This window comes from Paraburkholderia franconis (assembly GCF_009362735.1).
In the GTDB taxonomy this organism is placed as follows: domain Bacteria; phylum Pseudomonadota; class Gammaproteobacteria; order Burkholderiales; family Burkholderiaceae; genus Paraburkholderia; species Paraburkholderia franconis.
The window spans coordinates 1-19362 of sequence record NZ_WHNP01000079.1 but is presented as its reverse complement, the minus strand read 5'-3'; the positions used below and the strand labels follow the sequence as shown (position 1 = coordinate 19362).

Here is a 19362-nt window from a genome sequence, read left to right as displayed (position 1 = left end):
ATTACCGGATCGAGAGGCAGCGCATTACCGTGACCTGGTCATCGTGTGGGACCCGGACGGCGTCTTCCTGGCATACTCCGGGCCGAATTTTTCCATCGGGGATCCGGCGGGTTCCGAAGTGAACTGGCCATCGGAATGACGGGCTTTCTGTGTTGCGCGAACCGCAACCATTGGCCGCACCCGGTCCGACGTCGAACCGCCGCCGTGCTCCACCCATGATCTACCTAACAGAAAAGGGGAAGACCGAAGTCTTCCCCCTTGCGACGGCTATGCAGCCTTCCCGGGTTACACCGGAACCCAACCAGGCAACCGGTCCTGATCTTCACGTGCGGGGCCGACCGACAACATGATGCGCATCGAACCGTCAACGTCGGTCGAGCGGCAAAGCCGCGATAGCCGCTGGAGAGTTGAGATTGAGAAGCCAGCGCACCCGAAACGCTCGTCGGCCAATCTACAACGCTAGTCAGTCCTGACAGCAATGCTCCGCCATAACTTAGCGGCTATCGGCAAAAGATAAAAAGTAATTTTCGGTAACCTAACTCACCTATACTGCGTTCGAAGTGAAAAAGTTCTAGAAGATTAGAACGTGTTTTTCTGTCAATTGAATTACTAAGACTTTCGAGGAGACTGCCTCTTCTTCAGAGCACGCATTACACAACGTCTTGCTGATTATCACATCGGGCAATGCTCTCAAACTTGTCTTCGGCTCAACGTGACCGAAGACATGGGAGAATTTTAATTTCGCTCGAATGCACATAAGCAATTATTTCGGTTAACTTATTGCGCCACTGCCTGCCGGCATCGCGTTGGCCGTTGTCCGTAGCCTCTTCGAACACCGCACACACGGTTCCGGCCCTCCCGTAGAAAACGAGTTGATTCGTTGGAGGTTGCCATGAAACACCTGGTCACACTCTGTCGAGAGCACGTCGCAGACATCGGTAATCGTCGCCTTTGCCGCCACAGCGTTCACTTGATTGGCGAGTCGACGGCTGCGATTCGACCGGGTTCGGCCATTGGCATCGTTGCGGCTTCGCCTATGCAGGCGCGCGGGTGCAGGAAGCCTTAACCAGTCACAGGGCACGCTTTGCACACTAGCAATACTTGAACCGCCGGACGGTCGCCCGATGGGGCGTCGCGGCACGCGTAGAAGCATGCTTAATGGAGGTTCGATATGAACAGCGATACGAGGTGTTGGCGACTCATCTTCGCGTTGGTCACGATTGCCACGCTCCTGGGCTTCTCAGGGCGCGAGGCACTGGCTGATAGCAGTCAAAATCCATACATCGTGCTACCGGACCAGGCAGCGTCAATGACAGGGCAAAACTACGGCGAATGGTCGGGGCTGTGGTGGAAATGGATGCTTGGGATACCGTTCGGACAGAATTTGCCTAATCCAACATTTTATTCGGACGGCACGCACTGCAATACGAATCAATCGGGAACCGTCTGGTTTCTGACAGAACCCGCGTCCGGAGGCATGGCAACCGAACAATGCACAGTCCCCTATGGGCAGTACATTTTTATTCCGATTCTTAATGCCGAGTGCTCAACCTACGAACTGCCTTTGGGGGTCTATCCGTCGTCCCGATTCGGGCCTGGTTGCAACGACGAAGCCGAATGCAGCGCCTGTGCTAAAACCTTGGCCGATCTGATAAACACAGGCTCGGTGAACGCGTCGGTAGACGGAATACCCGTCACAGGCCTGCAGTCGTCATCATCGCCATTTCGAACGCAATCACCCTTCTTTCAATTTTCGGTCCCAACGAACAATTTCTTCGCCACAGAAGGGTTGAGCGGAGCGGGCTCCGGCATGTCGGTAAGCGACGGCTATTGGCTGATGGTACGGCCGCTTATCCCCGGGCAACACAGCATTCACGTTGAAGCGGCCTTCACCAGGTTCAAGTTTGGGGAAAACGTGACTTACAAAATCACGGTGTCTCAGCCCTGAAGAGTCGCTTCTCATAACTTGCGTGGCGTTCAGTTTCGCGAGGTGAGAAAAGTTGAGCCGGCCAACTGCGGACGCTATCCGTGATGCATGCAGGTCACGCCAGCGCAAACGATAAGTTCGGTGGCATCCATGCGGGCGTCTGTATTTGCCACCGTTGATAGCGACCAACGAGCACATTACCCGAAAAGGAGCAAATCAAATTGACTGCGCGTTCACTCCGGTCATCGCGCCGCACCATCCTCAGGGCATCGGGTGGCATCGCTGCCGGTGCCGCAATTGGCGGGCTGGATCTGCTGAACTCAAACAGGGCCCGCGCCACTGGCTCCGTGAACATCCGGCCGATTTCGGATTTCCTGGATGTCCAGGGCACCTTTTGTGCGCCCAATCCGTCCGGCGGGTCAGGTTGCTTCCTGTTTGTTCCACCTGCTCCGAATTTTCTTGGCTTCAACACCGTTACGACAAATCAGACATCAGCCTTATTTGGCGCGTTGGATTATGCAGGCTTGGCGAACGCCTACTGTAGCAAGGCATTCAACGTTAGCAATGTATTCGGCACAACGATTGGCGCCAACAGCACAGTGATCGAAGAGCCGCTCGCTGACGGCACGGCACGGGTGCGCGTGCTGCTTTATACCCAACACGCAAATACGTGGGTGATCAAGCTTGATTTAACGACCGATACAATTCCTCAAATTGCGAATACGCAGCCGACACTGTTCGGCCTTCGCCCTCCCGCTCCACCGCAGCGGTTGGACCTTTCACGCCTGGCTTTCGGCGACTCCTTCTTCGATATCGTGTTCATTAACACAGCGCCCGGCGCTCCGCTGGTCGACCTGATTAGTCTCGCGCCCCCAGCGCTGCAATTTATTGCATTCCGCGCCCGGGCATCCGGGCCTCTGACCGCAGCGTTCGGCGTACCTGACGGTACGCCAGGGTCGTGCAATATCAACCAGTCGGGACTTGTCGCGACCTCCTCTGTTGCCAACCCGAAAAGTCGTGTCGCATTGGATGCCTTTCCGGCGGAGCTGGTTGATTTGCACGTGGTCGGCCGTTAGGAATGGCGAGGGTAGAAACGCAAGCTATGACCAACATGTCGTGTGTCCCGTTCCGTTGGAGTTCGGCATGAGTGACTTGCTCTCATTTCTCAAGAAAGCCTTGGCAACAGCACTCGCCCTAATGGTCGCGACGACATTGAACGCCTGCGGCGGTGACAACCAGGGCCCTGCTGGTTCTGCCGTCAACAATTCGGCGTCGTCGATGCCGGCAAGCGGAGGATAGGGGCACGTTAGGCGAGCCCGGCCCTCCTGTATGGCCTTGTTGTCCCTCGAAGTAGCAAATACCAATGGAGGCATCAAATGATTGCATGTGTTTCTTCGGGCAGTAGCTCACTGCAAGCTAGACGTGGGTGCAAGTGCCGTAATGTGCTGCGCTCCGCCCTGCTGTCTGCGGTCATTGCGATGAACGGGTGGTCGGTCGGGCAGACGAGCGCCAATGCTCAAGCCACCAACCCGCCAGCTCCGCCACCGGACAATGTGCAAGTCAATCCGACCGTCGACAAGTACTTTCTGAAAAACAAGCAGAACGAGCCCGCTCTCGCCCAGAACCCCAGGAATCCATTGAATCTCGTCGTCGGTGCCAATGATTCGTACGCCGAGCCTGAATGTACCGATGCCACCCCGTCGAAGTGTTCCCTCTCGCTAACAACCTCGATTTCGGGTTTCTATACATCGTTCGACGGTGGAAGAACGTGGTCGTTCGGAGGTCTCATCGACCTGTCCGGATTCGGCGACTACGCCTATGGTGACCCATCCCTTGCGTTCGACCGGCAAGGAAACGCCTATTATGCGACGCTCGCGTTCCCCGATAAGTCGCCACCCGGGGCCTCCCCGAGCGACCTGTTCGTCGCCAGATCCACCGATGGTGGCCAGACTTTCACGTTCGTTACCAAAGCCAGTGGTGACTCTCAGGGTATTTTTGACGACAAGGACTCCATTGCCGTTGGCCCCGATCCCGGGAATCCGTCGCAGGACAATATCTATGTTGCCTGGACGAAATTGTCGGGTGGAGGCAGCCACCCGAACCAGATTCTCTTCGCGCGATCGACGGATGGCGGGGCCACATGGGCAAAGCCATTGCAACTGAGCCCGGCTGACACTACCGTCACCACATTCCGCACTGGCGCGGCAGTCAAGGTTGGCCCCGACGGCACCGTCTACGTCATCTGGCTTAATACCAAGGGAGCGCCAGGCATTTTCATGACTACCTCCCGTGATGGCGGAAAGACGTTTCTACCGCCCGGGCAAATCATAACCGTTGCGCCAGTCAACGATGACGGCCTACCGCTTTCAGGAGCAAGCTTCCGTCAAACAGGACGACTGTTTCCTTCGTTGAGCATCGGTCCCGATGGAACGCTTTACGTCGTCTGGTGCAGCCACACTAATAACCATGCGGACGTCTGGGCAACAAGATCGACCGATGGTGGCATCACCTGGTCGACTCCTGTCCATGCCGGACACCTGGACAACCAGAGTGCATTCTTTGCCTCGGTCTCGGCGGATCCCAGGAACAAGGACAAGGTCAACGTGATTTTCCAGGCGATGGACGACGTTTCGTCCGGAACGAAGCCGGGCGCGGGAATCGTCCATTACGACAGTTTCTTCACGCAGTCCACCGACGGGGGAGCGACATTCGGGGTAGCACAACGCATCAGTACGATGCGCTCAGATCCCGACGGCTCAAGCCTCAACGGCCTGCAGCAGCAATTCCTTGGTGACTACATTACTGCTGTCTCCGATTCACAGGGAAGCCGGGTGTTCGCTGTATGGACAGACGCACGTAACGCCAGCCCCTGCGCTGCCGTTGACGCGTATCGCGCTGCTTTGGCCGCGGGGGTCAGCGCAACGGCGCCTGATGTCATCACACAATGTTCGAAGGCGTTCGGCAACACCGATATCTACTTCAGCGGTGTGAACTATTGAACCCGGGGCGCCGCCGACGGCTGTCGTCGGCTCAACCCCTCCGGGCAGGCCGCACTGCGTCGCCGCAACCGAACCCGGCAGCGTGTCAGGTCGCGCCGGCGATCAGTAGTCTTGTTCGTTGCGCGGTGATCCTGTATCGGGTAACGCGGGGCGCGGTTGCGCGCCGATGGCGAGCGTTCCCATGCCAACGCCGCGCGCGTAGGCGAGGCGTCGCATGCCCGGCACCCGGTTGGAGCCCGGCGCCGCCGGACTTGCGACGGAGCTGAACCGTCGGGTCAAGATTCCGTGAACCGGCCAATCGTCGCGCTGGCCGACGGCGGCGAAAGCTCGAGGGGCACGGCAACGATAGAATGACAGCCGATGATGGTTCCTCCCCGTCACCGGAGTGTGTTAAACGGGCGGTCGACCTCCTGGCCGCCTTCTTTTTTGCGCGCTGCGCGCAGCGGCCTGGTCAAGCCGCGAATTTCGTCATCCGAAGCATGTTGAAGGCTGCAGTCAATCACGGGGTCGTCTTCGACGACTTCTTTCCTGGTACAACCCAGGCGATCATTCAGCCAAGCCACCGAACCGGGGTCGCGGCAGTAATTGTAGAGCTATAACTGGTAGCGAAAGATTTGGGATCTGTTCACCCTGAAGATCAGTGATAAATGCGTCCAACTGACCAGTCGGTAATCACGCTCCTCAAGATAGCGAAACATGGCGGAATCTATCACATCCCTTATTGAAGTCAACATCGATTCCACAATGATGATCTTTGGTTTATACCTGCTGATATCAATCGATCGCAAGACTTCATAATCGTGACCTTCCGCATCGATGGAAAGCAAATCGATTTCATGACCGGCGTAGGGACTATGGTCCAGAACGTCATTCAATGTGGTGGTCTCAACCGTCCGGACAGCAATCGGTTTCTGGACGTCGGCCGCAGCCACTTTTGGGTCTATGGTCGAAGTCAATCCATACTTGGAAAAATTATAGATTTGCTTGATCGTTTTCTCGCTGGAGATGGCCGCGCATACGTTTATGTCATCAGCGCGTGCAAGAGCAAACGCTTCAATTTTCACAGGATCCATATCTATGTTGACACCGCGCCAACCGCGCTTGTAGAGCGCATGCGTGTTCGAAAACTTCACAGGATGGTATGCACCCACGTCTACATAAACACCCTTGTTGCACAACGGACTGATTATCTCGCGCAGCACTGCGTCTTCTCCAAACTGCGAATAGTACAAGCGCGGCCCGCGCGTTATCCACGTCTTGCGGACGAGCCAAAGGAAGTGTCCGAAGTTCCTGAAGGTCAGCATAATGGCTCCCCAACCTCGAAAGGTTTACGGCACAGGACCAAACCGCGTTTGACCCGGAAGCCTGCCCAGCAGAAAGTCGGTCCGTATCGTGTTGCTAATTCATCTGCTCCGCCCAGAACCGCTATTCGTGGAGATCTTGGGTATACAGCGTGGCGCACAAATTAGCGGTCCCCGCAGCGCGCCTGATTTCTTCCGTCATCGCAACTGCGCTGTGGGCCCGACAAAGCGTTATTCGTGAATTATTTAAATGTTCGAAATATGCAATATGATTCGGACCTCCGGTTCAGCTTACTCGACCATTAGCTGAAGCTAAGCGAACGGCATAAACTCGTGTAGTTTTGGCCGAAAGGGTTGAGTGCATGAAGAAAGTTTCATGTGTAAGGCCACCATCCGGTTCGTTCCTGATGCACGCGTCGCGCAAGCCGAACAAACGACGGACCAGGCTGTACGCAATAAAATCGCCATCAATACCCTGCGCATAGAGCTGATTCGCCGAGATCGAACTCGAGCCGTAAGTGATGTTCGCGTCGTAGCTGATGCCGAGCTCGGTCGACCAGAGCCGCATGTTCGGCTTGACAGTCTGCATCGTCGAGCGCAGCTGCTGCATCTGCCTGTCAAGCGCATTGGCCACGTTCGCCGGATCCGTGTCATACAGCTCGGGCGGATGCGCGGGGTACGTACCGGCGTTGTAAAAGCCGTGCGTCGTGACGCCGTCGATGTACCGGCCGAGCCCGAGCGCCGCACCCGCGCTGCCGCGGGAGATTCCGCCGACGACGAACTCCTGGCGCCGTTCACACTTGAGCTTGATCCAGCTCGTTGATCGTCCCGACCGGTACGGAGCACCGACGCGTTTGCCGATGATGCCCTCGAGCTTCATTGAACGCGCTGCCTCGATGAGCTGGGCGGGATCTTCGTCAAAGCTTTCTGAGAAACGTATCAGCGGTTCATCGACGATTTCGAGCAGCTCGCGCAGTAGCCGGCGACGCGTCGTGAGCGGTTGGTCGCGGCGATCGATACCATCCAGCCAGAGTAGGTCGAACAGGTAGAGGGTGATGTTGGCCGTGCTGCGCCGGTCGAAAGCGTTCTGTAGCGCGTTGAAGTCCGGCCGGCCTTCCTTGTCGACTACGACGGCTTCACCATCAAGCCACACGTCATCTACCGGAAGCCTCGCGAGCGCGTCGCGCAGTTTGGGCAAGCGTGTGGTCCAGTCGTGGCCGTTGCGGGCGACCAGCCGCACGGCGCCGTGGTCTATCCGCGCGAGCATCCTGTAACCATCGAGCTTGATCTCGTACTGCCAGTCGCCGCGCGAGGGCGGATGCGTGGCAAGTGTCGCCGGTTCCGGCTCGATCAGGAGAGGCATCGCGCCGGGGGGCGTCGTGGTTGCACGGACGCGCGTTGAACGCCCGGATCCCCAGCGACCCATCTTATTGACCAGCTTCGAATGGCGGTGCATCAGCCAACCATCGCTTCACCTCGTGGCGAAGCGCAAAGGTCGGCTCGGCCAACCATTCTTCAAACATGGGACGCCACTCGTCCCACACGTAATCGTCGAGGTCAAATTCCTCGTCGACCTGACCGCATTCGTTATCGCACAGGAAGGCGTAGGTGATCTGGTGGCCGTTCCAATGGGCCGCGATGCAATCGCTCAGATCGGCGGTCGTGCCGACGGGCCGGCTCCGAAGCAAGGTGGCATGCTGCTGCTCAAAGCGTTGGCGCGTCATGATCGTCATCCTCGGAATCTCGCCGGGGGATGGGCGCGCGCAGGGGCTTCGACGTATCAACGCCCATCAGCGCTATCGCCTGCCATAGCATGTCTGTTTGAGGCTTGAAGTCTAGAGTCCATGTATCGCCCTCTGATAGGCCGAGCATGCCGCAATGCACCGAAAGGGTGTACGACGCCACGTGCAGGGCGCGCAGCACGCATCCCTCGTCCGTCGTCTGTTGGTCCATGTCCAGGTCGATCGCCTTCGCAACGCCGGACGCGCGAAGTACGGCGACGGCGCCGCTTTTGATCAGATGGATCGCGGGGGTGACGATGTGAAGCTGGGGCTCAAAGTCCAGCTGGAAGACGTCGTCCTCACAGTGCACCGTAAGACCGTGGTGCGCCTCCAGCGTGCGGACGGCGACCTCCAGTGCATGAAGAACCAGCGCATTATCCACGGCCTGCTGGTTCGCGAGCTGAACAAAGATCTCGGTTTCCATGACCCGACCTCGAACGGGACCACAGAATCAGAGCATCGGGGATGCCTGCCAATATTCGCGCCGGTTGAATCTCACTGACGGTCTCTGCCGGTAGGGTGGCGGCGTCGCGTCTCCTACGCCGACGCCGCAGACAGAGAAACAGTAATCCTTCGGGTCCCTGTTTTTTTACTGTCCTCAATCCCCGCTGGCCAACATTCGTCAGGCAGGCAGAGCAGCAATCCTGTTTCGGCCGGTTGCCTTCGCGTGGTACAACGCTTCGTCGGCCGCCTTGATCACAGCGCTCACCTCGCCATCCTGTTCCGGCGTCCAGCTCGCGAGGCCGATGCTGGCGGTCACGCGCCCGAATTCGCTACTCGCATGCTCGATCGCCAAGCCGTTGATCGCAGCACGAATTTTCTCTGCGATCAGCTCCGCGTTGGCGGCCGGCGTGTCTGGTAGCAGCACGACGAACTCTTCGCCCCCGTAGCGGGCCGCGCAGTCGACCGGCCGGCGGATGTTTTCGCCGATGCACCGTGCGACTGCAGCTAACGCGTCGTCGCCGGCCTGGTGACCGTAGGTGTCGTTGTACGCCTTGAAGCGGTCGACGTCGACGAACAGCAGCGAGAACACGGAGCGTGCCCGGCGCGCGCGTCGCCATTCACGGTCAAGAACCTCTCCAAAGGTGCGACGGTTGTTCAGGCCGGTGAGGCCGTCGGTGCGCGCGAGCAGCACGAGCTCCGATTCCGCCCGCATCCGGCGCCGCAGTTGCGCACTGAGCAAGATCGACAGTGCAATAAAACCCACGCCGAAAATTGCCACTAGCGAGCCGATCGTGACTGCGCGGCGGCGCCACGCCGCATAGATATCCTGCTCGGCCTCCGCGACCATGATGATCAGCGGTAGATGCGGCAAGTTCTTGAAGTAGTAGAGGCGCCGCACGCCATCGATCGACGCCGTGTCCGAAAACGTGCCCTCGGGCGCGGACACGAACCGCCGAAACGTACTGGCCTTGCTGATATCGCGGCCAATGATGCGCACGTCGTACGGTTGGCGCATGACCATGGTGCCGTCCTTGCCGATCAGCGACATCGAGCCATGGGCGCCGAGCGCCAATCCTGCGAACAGCTTGTGGAAATACTCAACGTTGATCGCGATCATCACGATGCCGGCAAACGAGCCATCGGCGTTCGACAGGCGCCGCGACAGCGCAATACTGGGGGTGCCGCCGCGCAGGCGCGACGCGTACGGATCGCTGACGTAGAGCCCCACGTCGGGGCGATCACGCTGGATCGTGAAGTACTTACGATCGGCGAAATTGCTGTTGCGCGGCTCGTCGCTTCCCGAATCGAGGATGATGTTACCGGCTGCGTCCAGCACGAGTATCGACCCGATAAATCTGGCGGTCATCGCGTTGTCGAACAGCACGGCGCGCCGGATGTCCGGCGGCAAAGTCATGATGTCGGCTCGTTGCAGCCCGTGGATTACCGCCTGCAACGACAGATCGTAGAGCTCGAAGTTGCGCTCGATGTCCCGCTCGGCTACGAGACCGAGGTTGCGCGAGGTTTCGCTTGCGCGGTCGAGCGCGTCCTGCCGGCTCTGGAACAGTTGCAATACGCAGAGGCCCATCAGCGCGCAGGCGATGACCGAGCCAATTACCACGACGTAGTAAGGCGCCGACGACCGGGGTTGCATCTGTCTCCTCGCTGACTGAACCGGCGTCCGGAGCGCCGCGAAAACTATGACGATTTTGATTCTGCATACTAAAAAGGGAAAGCTGCGAGCGCAAGCGCGGATTGCTCCGGGTGTCCGGTGGAGGCGGTCACGACGTGATTTCCTGACCGCAATCGCGTCACGATCGGCGCTCTAACCTACAGCTCACTTTCACCTGTGGCTATGTTTCAACCCTCCACCTTCACACAACCCAGCTCGCGCGGGCCTGCGAGTCGCGCGCGGAACCGCGCGCCGGCGGGCTTGTGCAGCATGTCGCGCCTGACGCCTTCGATAGCGCGCTCGGACGTGCGCGCGCACGCGTAGAACGTACGGCTGTAGGTCGGCCGCTTCTCCGGGCCGGCGGTCACGTCGATCGCCCATTTCTTGAACTCCTTGTCGGCCCAATACGCGATGGCGTCGGCCTCATCCTGAAAGACGAAACGCTGCTGGGGCGCGCGCACGCCGGCCGCGCACGTGCACTCCGATTCGTATTCGCCGCACGCGGTGCGTCGGTTTGCGACATGGTTCCCGTCGCAGTCCGGTCTGGTCGTCATGGCTTCGTCCTCAGAGCTTGTCGGCGAACGCCTGATTGGCGCCCTCGAGGTCGGCGAGGATCGCGCGCAGCTCGGCCGCGCTGTAAGTAGCCCCCGCATTGACACCGGGTAGCCGCCGTTCTCGCGAATATGCGGCGTGTCGCCCGACAGAATTTCAAAGCCGAGATCCGGCCGCGCTGCGTAAATCTCTGCGATGGTGATATTCGATTTCATCGTCGTTTCCCTCGCTGGCGGCCCGCCGAAGCGGGCCGGAACTGGATCACTCGCCCGTCATCAGCTCGTCAAGCTGCGGCCGGAGCCACTTCGCCGTCGTAATGGCGTTCGGTGTGAGCTTGCGCACGTAGGCCGCCGCCTTGCCGGCCGGCGATCGCGTCGGGCTGAACACGAAGGCATTGCGCTTCATCAGGTCGCGCACGGCCTTGTCGGGCCTGGCGTCGAACAGGAACGCAGCGCGGTTGTCCTCGATGTCCTCCCTGTACGTGTAGCCCTAGCCTTCTTCCTCGCGGTCGGTACGCCCGGCCATCTTTTCGAGCGCGGCGATACGCTCGCGCACGCGGCGAATGTTCGCGCTGCTGTTGGTCAGCTCGTACGAAGCGAAGCCGGCGCGGCCTCGCCAATCAGGCAGGAACAGCTTGTCGATGGCTTCGGCCGTGTAGCCCATGCGCGCGAGGCCGGCGCGGTCTTCGCGGCGAATCAGCGCGTTCGTGCGCTTTATTCGCTCGTGCCGTTCCTCCATGTCCGCGAGCTTCGCGCGTAGCTTGTCGAGCGCTTCCGGGTCATCACCCGAAATGCCGCCCTTGCCGACGGCTGCCGCCCGTCGATCGAGCTCGGCCGCCTGATCGTGCAGCGCGAATGCCTTCCCGAATGCGGCGTGTACTCGCGCCCGATAGCGGCGGTCGCGGCCCTCGGAGTGGTGGCCGACGAGAATCGGCTGACCAGACGGGATAGCCGATGACATCGTTTTAGCGCGGGTGTAGTGCATGCCCGAAGCCGACCGGGCGCGCTCGGCGCTCGCCTCGAGGCGGGCGCGGCGTGCCTGCTGCTTCGCTTTGTACCTGTTCACGATCCATCTCCTGTCAGGTGCGGGCAGGCCTCGCCGGCCCGCCCTCGGGTTGCGGGTTACTCGCCGATCTTTCGCAGCTGCTCGAAATAGAAGCGCGACGCTTTCGCCAGCTCCATCATTCGGGCGTGGGCGCTGTCGTTCTTGCGCAGGTTCTTCGCAAGCGCGAGGCTCGCGGTATGGTTGGTGCGGTGGTAGGTGCTGAGCCTCGTTCGCATGTCGGGCGCTCCCCGATCAGCACCACACGACGCGGCCGTAATCGACCGTGCGCCGGTAGTAGTTCCGCCCATCCCAGGGCGTGAACGTGTATTCCACATATGCACAGGTTAGGACTACGATCCAGTTATGCAGCGTGAGCGGTTGCATATCGACCTCCATGAAAAGGGGTGGGTTACTGCTGACCGGGGCCGAAGATTCCGAGTCCCGGCGTAATCGGGCCGGTGAGGCTGTGGGACTCGACCGTCTCGATGCCGCCGTTGCCGTGAGTTCGTCGTCCCGCGACGGGGTTAGCCGGCCTGGTGCGGCCGTCAAGGGTGAAACCGGAGGCGGCAGCCCGCGCAGCGCAGCGAGCATGAACGGGCGAGGATTTCAGCGCGCAGCGCGGCCCTTGATGGGCGCGCCGGGTTGGCTATGGTCGCGGTGGTGGACGACGAACTCACGGCAATGCGTGAGGGCGTGTATCGGAGCCGAGCTGGTCGCCGCGCGGCGAGCGCCTGCGTGCGGCAGGATAGCCGCACCTGGCTAAGGGGTTGCGTTAGGGATTGGAGCCCGAAGGGAGAGCCTCGGAACGAGGCTCGACGCGCAGCGCGAAAACCCGACCCGGCGCGCGCCGGGGAACGCCAGAAGTAGGTCTCGTAGTACGACACATTGGCCTACAATCAGTCACGTCTATTTGACGCTCTGCCACTCGCGGAGCGTCGATCGACGCTCCCGGGTGGCTTTCATTTTTTGGAGGCCACCATGTTGTTTAACGAGAAGTCGAATGCGTCGGGAAGTCTATTCAGAGTGAGTAACGATCTTCTGATCGATGGTTGCAAACTCTGTGTGGGCGGCATCAACGTCGATGACAGGAACATAGTCGTTGCGTCGGCCGAACCAAGGCTCATCTGCCAGTACGGCGAGAACAGTGTTGTTACTGGCACCCGCTTTAATGGTTTTGGACTGGCACTGGGGAACGACCGATCCGGGCCGTAACAGGTTTGGGTATTACGCTGAACTCTCGCCGATCGGGCCTTTTCCCGGAAGCGAGATGAAGGGCTACCTGAGGTATCACGGGGTACGCGCCTCATTGGACAGCGCCTGCTCTGATGGGCCGTCGGGCATGTCATCCAGCAGCGTTGCATCCGACTGCAAGGCTGCGTCGCGGTCCGCGTCGGCCGGATCAGGCGATGCAAGCGGATCGAGCCCATCGGCGACCGTACGGGCCCAGTGCGCCCATGTGCCGCGCTCTCATGGCATCGTCTGATTACTGAAAGCTTTTTCAGCAACATGGCGGTTCATTGTTTCATCTTTAGAGCGTTTATCCTTACGGCGTCTCGCCGATACAGCGTTGCGATTAACTGGAAGCGATGCCAATGGCGGTTTTAAGACGGTTTTACAGTAAGTGGTCTTGAGTTTTAATTCATGCACGCAACTACCTCCCGGTTGCCTTTTGGAGAAGGTGATGTGCATGAAACGCTCGTCTCGCTCCTCCTGCCCCGTCATACGCGAGCTTCTGACAGGTTTGATTAGGATTCCGAACCTCATTTCGAACAGCACCTTGAAAAGGAAGGGCAGACAGCCACTCCCGTTGACGCGGAAGCTATTCAGACTGCGAAAGCCTCTAAAGCCTCGGTTCAACCAGAGGCGCCAACAGTATCCGGCGTCGTCAACGATCTTTATGCACGACTTGCCGTGCACTTCGGAAAACGCGGCGCGAAGCGGCTAAGGTTGGTGTGGATTTTGGCGCTCTTCATGGCGCTGCCAATTGGCGCTATTGCCCCTCACACAAGAGATATCCTTAGCAGGCCAATGGTCGCTGATAACGTTGAACGTGTATTCGGCGATCCCCTTCCCACGGCTAAACACGGCGTATTCACGATTGTCATCGCTGATTTCGATGGCGACGATGACGGGGTAACCCAACAGTTTTTGCTGGTGTGGCTGCCGCAGCAACTGCCGGTAAATGTCGTGAGACTGGGCCGCCATCTTCATGTACCGATGTCCGAAGACCAGGAGGCTGTTAAAAATGCCTTGAAATCCGGTCAGGAATATTTGAAGCAAACTGGAGCCCAGTTGCTTATCTGGGGAAAGCTTCATCATGTGGGGACGCTGCCCGCGGGTCTAGAAGTGCACTACACGCTTCCACCAAACGGTCCCAAATGGGAGTTGCGTTCACGGCTCTATGGCTTCACTGACCGCGGTGTGATTGCGGTGGAGTCCCGACAGGACCTGGCTTCGGTCGTTAAGCGGGAACTCGACGAAGAAATCCGCGAGCAACAGGAGTATGAACGAACCATCCTGCCGCAGTTGGAGATGGTACGACTATGAGGATCCTGCCATTCGCGGGGGTGTCAGACGACGCTCCCGATTGGTGCTTTCTTCGCCTCAATCGCTGAACCGGCCACTTCTCGTCGTCCTGAGACAGGATTGCCCGCAAATTTGCGAGCGATTAAATTATCGTTTTTTCAAGTTGACATTCGGATAATTAAAGGACACCACTTAATAAAATAGTATTGCTATTGAATAAGAGCCTGATGGTTGAATATCGAATTCTGCGTATCGCGTCTTAGCCGCGGCGACTGCTTCGCGGTGCCCTCCATGTTGCCTGAACCGGTCATGAAGTCGGTTGCCCGCGTGGCATGGCCATGCGAAGAGATTTCCGAACGCGCAATGCCATTTGCATTATCGTATGATAAAAATGATTCTATCAAGGATGCAGGCTTCATGCATTATTTTCATCCCGTATCGTCCCCGCTTTTGCTTTAACATTTGGACCCTGCCTTGAAGGCCGTCAAATTCGCAAGGCCGGAATAAAGGACTGGAATAACTACCGAATACACGACACTGCGCGTCAGCGGTAAACGATGCTTTGCGTAACGAATAAATAAATAAATGGAGAGACATGCATGCTGAGCCCTCACGAATTCGCCACCCTGCTGCTGGTCAAGGCCGCGCCCGAGCAGATTGACCTGAACCGCGAAGAGCTTGACACCCTGCTGGAACGCCAGCTGGTCGCGCTGGAACAGCTTGCGTCTGGAGCTCGGCGTCCCCGCCTCACCCGCGACGGTGATTCAGTGCTTCAGGCCGTCGCCCGAAAACGCTGAGCGGCGACCGTCTGCGAACTCTTTTCCGGGATCACACTATTGCAACGCAGGCCACGTCGCGTGTACCGCCGTGAGTTGCGCCAGTGGTCGGTTCCGGGGACACGCCGCAGGCCGGATCCACCTGGATTGACCGCCTGCAAATCACCGGTCATGCGCGTGCCACGTGCAGCGCGCATCATCGGTCCATTCACGCGATCCCGCCGTCTCATGTCGCCCGCCCCGAATCGGGCGGTGCCTGCGCGCCGGATCGGCCACACAGGAGTTTCATCATGCTGACCCCGGAACAGGTTGCTGCAACCCGGAAGGCCAACCTCGACCTTCTTTTCGAGCTGAGCAACAAGGCGGTCGAGGGCGTCGGGAAACTGGCCGCGCTGAACCTGCAGACAACCCGATTGACGTTCGCAGACACGCTCGACCTTGCACAGAAGTTGTTGTCGGTGAAGGAGCCGCACGACTGGCTCTCACTGCAGAACAGCTTCGCTGCGCCGATGGCAGAGAAGGTGCAGACCTACAGCCGTCAGGCGTTCGACATCGTATCGGCCACGCAAGCCGAATTCGCGCGTATTGCAAAGTCGCAATGTGAAGCGTACGGACGCCAGGTGCAAACGGTGGTGGAGGACGTCGCGCCGGCCGGTTCCGAGGCCGCCATGAACGCCCTGAATTCCGCGATTTCAGCCGCCAATACCCTGTTCGAAACGCTGCAGAATAGCGGCCAGCAGGCGGTCGAAGTAACCCGGAGCAACCTCGACATGGCCGCCGCAGCCTCGAAGAGCGCGAGGCGTGCGATCGATCCGGCATTGCAGGCAGCGAAGCGATAACGGGCTGCGACGCGGTGCCGGCACATGCGATGGTAAAGCCACTCCATCTAAAGGAGTCCTTTTTTATTGCATATGTGCTCACCGGCTGGTGTCCAAGCGACAACCGCCCGGGCGGAATCATCGGCTTATCAAAGACCCCCGCGAAGCCGTCGGCGTCAGGCGGTGGCCTTGGCTGCACGCTGAGGCACGGCAGGCACCCGACTGAGCATCGGCCGATCATCACAATATTGAAGGAGCTGACGATGGACGAAGGCCAGGCAGCCATGGTGATGGGTTCGACGGTCCTGCTGCTCGCAGCCATCTTCGTGATCAGCCACTATCGGCGCGAACACCGGCGGGCGCAGCTGCAACGTCGACTGGACGCTCCGGGTTGGCACTGGTACCGGCGCCAGTACCGGAACTGACAGCACGCATGGAGGACCTTGGGCGATGCAGCAGAATGAGGTCCTTGCCGTGCAGGAACTGGCGCACATCCGCGCCATGATTCTGCACCTCGAGCACGTGATTCACGACAACGATACCGGGCAGTCGACCCCGGTGACGTCACCGGACTACTGGCGCGCACGGCTCGAGATGGTACAGGCGATGGGACTGCCGCCGGCCCTCGAACCGCAGGCCCGCGCATTGTCGGCGCGGCTGGATGCGCTCCGTGCGACGTCGTGCAGTCGCGCATGACATGATCCGCACCCGACCGAAAGGGAAAGCCACGCGCGCTGGAGCGATCGCCTTCGGCCATCATTCTGGGTGTGGAAGGTATGAAAGTCCGGCACGTTCAGATCGCGAGGGACGACTGCAACTTCAACTTTGCTTTCCGATCAAGCTGCGGCGAACGACGAGTGCTTACGACCGGTCGTCAACGGGTTTCTCTACGGCCAGCAGATCATCGACAATGCGCCGTGCGGCGCTGTATCGAAAAACTGGGTACGGTGCCGCCCATCCACTGATTCACGCGTGACCGGCCATGTGGCAGTGCAACCGCCAGTAACCCGTGGCAGGCGCGCCGCCAAGGCCGCGCCCCACGGGGGAGAGGAACTAGTGCTGTCGTAACGGCACGCGGTCACCAGTCGATGCGAGCCTCTGGAGCCAGGCGATGGCGGATTCCCGAGCCGCATCGGCCGCGTCACGCTGCTGGTAGAACGCGGCGTCCAGCGCCAGCGTGTGCGTTGCACCCGCGCGGTCCTCAATGATCGCCGCAGCCTCATACCTGCCGTCACCAGAGCGCGTCACGACGGGCCGGATCAGGTAGCCGTGGTAGGTGCCAGTTTCATGAGCGAACATGCGAGCCTCCTTTGACGAAATGTCAGCGATGCGGCATGCAGGGCGGCGGACCGCCCTGCATGCGCGCGGACCTGCGTCGCGTTTCATCCCGTCACAGTGATACGACGGGTTCGACTCTGGGCGTCGGGACGCTTTGCGACCGTCACGGTCAGCACGCCGTTGCGAAACTGTGCGCTGGCTTTTTCCGGATCAGCGTCGTGACTTAACTGAACCGAACGCTGGAAGGCGCCCTGCCACCGCTCGCTGTAGAAGGCCCCACTGCTTTCGGATTTTTTCTCGCCGCGAATCGTCAGGACATCGTTGTCGAGCGACACGTCGACATCTTTCTGCTCGAGGCCCGGGAGCTCGGCAACGATCCGAATCTCCTTGTCGGTCTCGCTCAGCTCGATGTTCGGCCAGTTCCCCGAGAACGTCGACCCGCCGAACCTCGCCGGTACATCGAAGGCCCGGAAAAAGTCGTCGAACAGGCGGTTCATCTCGCGATGAAGGGCAAACACCGGGTGATCGTCGCCGCCCTGACGGACGACCGGCGTGCCGCGATCGCGGCTCCATGGGATCAGGTTTCTGAAGTCCATCCTTCACCTCCATCAAGGCAGGCGAACGATGCGCGAACCGTACATGAGCGGCGCGTGCAGCGTTCGCCGATGTACACGTCCCGTTGCGGGACACATTACAAATCTAGGGATTGTTGCCGCGAATTTCAAGGCTCTGGACGAGTGCCCGTCCACGTTTGGCGCATGAGGTCTGCGCCTGGCAAAGCTCGATGAATGAGCGTTGGCAGGATATTCGACGGCATGAACCGATAACCGCAGCGAGTTCGATTGCGGCGCCAGTTCGATGAATGAATGGCTGCGGAACATGGCCAGTGGGCACCAACAGAAAAATATTATTCCTCGCACCTATGTCGCGACGCTGCCCGCCGATCCGGGAAAGGTCGTCGGGTACTACGCCCTGTCGGCATTTTTGGTGGAGGCGGATGGGATGCCGGGTAAGCGGCTCCCCGACAAGGTATCCGCAGTGCTCCTGGCACGGCTTGCCGTAGACAGGAACCAGAAAGGCCAAGGTCTCGGCGAATACCTTCTCGGGCATGCACTTCACACGGTTGTGGCTAATCCGAATCCATAGGCGTGCAACTTAGTACTACTATCGAGCGACGAAGTTAGTGAGCGCATATCGAGCTCCGCTCACGTCAATGCGTTAAGCATTGACCTGGACAACTGCCTTTTTTCGCCTAGAATCGACCCAGTGTTGTTCGACGTTCCGCCATTCGTGGAACGTCAAACGACGCTCCCGGATGGCCTTTTTCTGGAGGCCATATGTTTTCGGTAACAACCGTTGCAACTAGTGAATTGTTCGTTCTTCCGGAAGCCCGGAGAGCGATCGACGAATGGCGTGGTCCGATCAGCAAGCCGCTCTTGATGGGATTTGTCCGGACGGCTGAAGCTGTGATGCCCGTCATTGCTTCACTTGGGGTTGGCATAGACGGCGAGCATCTGCTCTGTCTTGCCTTTGGATCGACAGACGTTCACTACGTCGGCGAGCTTCGGGTCTGCGCATATGCGAAGGAGGTTTCCGAACCGGAATACAGCGGCTGGCTGTCGCTGTTGCCGATGTTCAGGGACGAACCGCCTTCCGACGAAGCTGCGATAGCCGCTGGCGAGTTGAGATTGAGAGGCCAGCGCACCCGGAACGCGGACGGTTCGATGCGCATCATGTTGTCGGTCGGCCCCGCACGTGAAGATCAGGACCGGTTGCGCATAGCCGTAGCAAAGGGGAAGACTTCGGTCTTCCCTTTTTCTGTTAGGAAGATCATGGGTGGAGCACGGCGGCCGTTCCGAGCTCGGACTGGGTTCGGCCATCACCTGTCATTGGATTGATCGAAAGCGCGGTCACTCGAACGGCTGCTTTGCCTCATTCAGGCGACGCGGTCTGGGGGCGTGTGTTCTGCGCAGCGCATACCGCCCCAATCGCCAGCGAAGGATCGGATGCGTCGCGTCCGCCGGCATGGCCCACGTGCCGGTTGGACTGAAGTCCCACGACGCGTCGAAGCTAGCCGGGTTGCTCAGCGAATCACACTTACTCAGTCTCTAGGGATTGAGATCGCTGGCGACGAGATTGCTGCCGTCCATCTTCATCGGAAACGAGTGATGCTCATGCACAATGCGCCAACCGGATGCACGTCGAACAAGCACGAAACTGCTGCGGAACCAGGCGTCCACCGAGCCC

At 59.4% G+C, this 19362-nt stretch carries 27 protein-coding genes; 13 read left to right on the top strand and 14 right to left on the bottom strand.

Going from position 1 to position 19362, the window contains the following annotated elements:
- Window positions 1-1171: 1171 nt before the first annotated feature.
- From GCT13_RS39930 to GCT13_RS39920, 4 genes are all read left to right on the top strand, one after another.
- Entirely contained in the window at window positions 1172-1948 is a 777-nt protein-coding gene (locus GCT13_RS39930) for a hypothetical protein (protein WP_152767419.1), read from the top strand.
- Between the two features lie 200 nt (window positions 1949-2148).
- Window positions 2149-3003, top strand: coding sequence for a hypothetical protein (locus GCT13_RS39925; RefSeq protein WP_152767418.1), 855 nt, complete (start codon window positions 2149-2151; stop codon window positions 3001-3003).
- A 67-nt stretch (window positions 3004-3070) separates the two neighbouring features.
- Window positions 3071-3226 (top strand): hypothetical protein, encoded by a 156-nt coding sequence (locus tag GCT13_RS48805; protein WP_193727893.1) that lies wholly within the window; start codon window positions 3071-3073, stop codon window positions 3224-3226.
- 143 nt (window positions 3227-3369) lie between these two features.
- Window positions 3370-4926, top strand: a complete 1557-nt coding sequence (locus GCT13_RS39920) for an exo-alpha-sialidase (RefSeq protein ID WP_193727892.1) — start codon at window positions 3370-3372, stop codon at window positions 4924-4926.
- A gap of 593 nt (window positions 4927-5519) precedes the next feature.
- On the opposite strand, the gene GCT13_RS39915 is transcribed toward GCT13_RS39920, so the two are convergent.
- The 10 genes from GCT13_RS39915 to GCT13_RS50700 all read right to left on the bottom strand — a co-directional run bounded on the left by GCT13_RS39915 (window position 5520) and on the right by GCT13_RS50700 (window position 12101).
- On the bottom strand, window positions 5520-6230 hold the full coding sequence (locus GCT13_RS39915; protein ID WP_152767416.1) for an FkbM family methyltransferase: 711 nt from the start codon (window positions 6228-6230) through the stop codon (window positions 5520-5522).
- Window positions 6231-6513: 283 nt separating this feature from the next.
- Window positions 6514-7590, bottom strand: coding sequence for a non-homologous end-joining DNA ligase (gene ligD, locus GCT13_RS39910; RefSeq protein WP_227747251.1), 1077 nt, complete (start codon window positions 7588-7590; stop codon window positions 6514-6516).
- Window positions 7591-7654: 64 nt separating this feature from the next.
- Complete coding sequence (locus GCT13_RS39905; protein ID WP_227747250.1) at window positions 7655-7951, bottom strand: hypothetical protein; 297 nt, start codon at window positions 7949-7951, stop codon at window positions 7655-7657.
- Complete coding sequence (locus tag GCT13_RS39900; RefSeq protein WP_152767413.1) at window positions 7932-8432, bottom strand: hypothetical protein; 501 nt, start codon at window positions 8430-8432, stop codon at window positions 7932-7934. Before GCT13_RS39900 ends, GCT13_RS39905 begins: the two co-directional genes overlap by 20 nt.
- Before the next feature lie 198 nt (window positions 8433-8630).
- The gene (locus GCT13_RS39895; protein ID WP_152767412.1) at window positions 8631-10103 is read right to left on the bottom strand and encodes a sensor domain-containing diguanylate cyclase; all 1473 of its coding nucleotides are present in this window, start codon (window positions 10101-10103) and stop codon (window positions 8631-8633) included.
- A 206-nt stretch (window positions 10104-10309) separates the two neighbouring features.
- Window positions 10310-10888, bottom strand: coding sequence for a hypothetical protein (locus GCT13_RS39890; protein WP_152767411.1), 579 nt, complete (start codon window positions 10886-10888; stop codon window positions 10310-10312).
- A gap of 46 nt (window positions 10889-10934) precedes the next feature.
- Entirely contained in the window at window positions 10935-11090 is a 156-nt protein-coding gene (locus tag GCT13_RS49975) for a hypothetical protein (RefSeq protein WP_227747249.1), read from the bottom strand.
- 72 nt (window positions 11091-11162) lie between these two features.
- Entirely contained in the window at window positions 11163-11738 is a 576-nt protein-coding gene (locus GCT13_RS39885) for a DUF3560 domain-containing protein (RefSeq protein WP_321574927.1), read from the bottom strand.
- Between the two features lie 56 nt (window positions 11739-11794).
- Window positions 11795-11953 (bottom strand): hypothetical protein, encoded by a 159-nt coding sequence (locus GCT13_RS48800; protein ID WP_193727891.1) that lies wholly within the window; start codon window positions 11951-11953, stop codon window positions 11795-11797.
- A gap of 16 nt (window positions 11954-11969) precedes the next feature.
- Entirely contained in the window at window positions 11970-12101 is a 132-nt protein-coding gene (locus GCT13_RS50700; protein WP_265335333.1) for a hypothetical protein, read from the bottom strand.
- A 594-nt stretch (window positions 12102-12695) separates the two neighbouring features.
- On the opposite strand from GCT13_RS50700, the gene GCT13_RS39880 reads away from it, so the two are divergent.
- Window positions 12696-12929 (top strand): hypothetical protein, encoded by a 234-nt coding sequence (locus GCT13_RS39880; protein ID WP_152767410.1) that lies wholly within the window; start codon window positions 12696-12698, stop codon window positions 12927-12929.
- A gap of 255 nt (window positions 12930-13184) precedes the next feature.
- On the opposite strand, the gene GCT13_RS39875 is transcribed toward GCT13_RS39880, so the two are convergent.
- Complete coding sequence (locus GCT13_RS39875) at window positions 13185-13406, bottom strand: hypothetical protein (protein WP_152767409.1); 222 nt, start codon at window positions 13404-13406, stop codon at window positions 13185-13187.
- Window positions 13407-13688: 282 nt separating this feature from the next.
- Here GCT13_RS39875 and GCT13_RS39870 point away from each other — a divergent pair, with 282 nt between their 5' ends.
- The 6 genes from GCT13_RS39870 to GCT13_RS39850 all read left to right on the top strand — a co-directional run bounded on the left by GCT13_RS39870 (window position 13689) and on the right by GCT13_RS39850 (window position 16533).
- Window positions 13689-14264: a hypothetical protein gene (locus GCT13_RS39870; RefSeq protein WP_152767408.1), complete on the top strand. Its 576-nt coding sequence runs from the start codon at window positions 13689-13691 to the stop codon at window positions 14262-14264.
- Window positions 14265-14474: 210 nt separating this feature from the next.
- Entirely contained in the window at window positions 14475-14702 is a 228-nt protein-coding gene (locus GCT13_RS39865; RefSeq protein WP_152767407.1) for a hypothetical protein, read from the top strand.
- A 140-nt stretch (window positions 14703-14842) separates the two neighbouring features.
- Window positions 14843-15040: a hypothetical protein gene (locus GCT13_RS39860; protein ID WP_152767406.1), complete on the top strand. Its 198-nt coding sequence runs from the start codon at window positions 14843-14845 to the stop codon at window positions 15038-15040.
- Window positions 15041-15309: 269 nt separating this feature from the next.
- Complete coding sequence (locus GCT13_RS39855; RefSeq protein WP_152767405.1) at window positions 15310-15858, top strand: phasin family protein; 549 nt, start codon at window positions 15310-15312, stop codon at window positions 15856-15858.
- Window positions 15859-16100: 242 nt separating this feature from the next.
- Entirely contained in the window at window positions 16101-16262 is a 162-nt protein-coding gene (locus GCT13_RS48795; protein ID WP_193727890.1) for a hypothetical protein, read from the top strand.
- A 25-nt stretch (window positions 16263-16287) separates the two neighbouring features.
- The gene (locus GCT13_RS39850; RefSeq protein WP_152767404.1) at window positions 16288-16533 is read left to right on the top strand and encodes a hypothetical protein; all 246 of its coding nucleotides are present in this window, start codon (window positions 16288-16290) and stop codon (window positions 16531-16533) included.
- 357 nt (window positions 16534-16890) lie between these two features.
- On the opposite strand, the gene GCT13_RS39845 is transcribed toward GCT13_RS39850, so the two are convergent.
- Window positions 16891-17136 (bottom strand): hypothetical protein, encoded by a 246-nt coding sequence (locus GCT13_RS39845; RefSeq protein ID WP_152767403.1) that lies wholly within the window; start codon window positions 17134-17136, stop codon window positions 16891-16893.
- 83 nt (window positions 17137-17219) lie between these two features.
- Window positions 17220-17711, bottom strand: coding sequence for an Hsp20/alpha crystallin family protein (locus tag GCT13_RS39840; RefSeq protein ID WP_152767402.1), 492 nt, complete (start codon window positions 17709-17711; stop codon window positions 17220-17222).
- Window positions 17712-17973: 262 nt separating this feature from the next.
- Here GCT13_RS39840 and GCT13_RS39835 point away from each other — a divergent pair, with 262 nt between their 5' ends.
- On the top strand, window positions 17974-18261 hold the full coding sequence (locus GCT13_RS39835) for a hypothetical protein (protein WP_152767401.1): 288 nt from the start codon (window positions 17974-17976) through the stop codon (window positions 18259-18261).
- Window positions 18262-18452: 191 nt separating this feature from the next.
- Window positions 18453-19013, top strand: coding sequence for a hypothetical protein (locus GCT13_RS39825; protein WP_193727889.1), 561 nt, complete (start codon window positions 18453-18455; stop codon window positions 19011-19013).
- 210 nt (window positions 19014-19223) lie between these two features.
- Here the strand turns inward: GCT13_RS39825 and GCT13_RS51455 are convergent, their stop codons facing one another.
- Complete coding sequence (locus GCT13_RS51455) at window positions 19224-19355, bottom strand: nuclear transport factor 2 family protein (protein WP_407670928.1); 132 nt, start codon at window positions 19353-19355, stop codon at window positions 19224-19226.
- Window positions 19356-19362 lie beyond the last annotated feature (7 nt).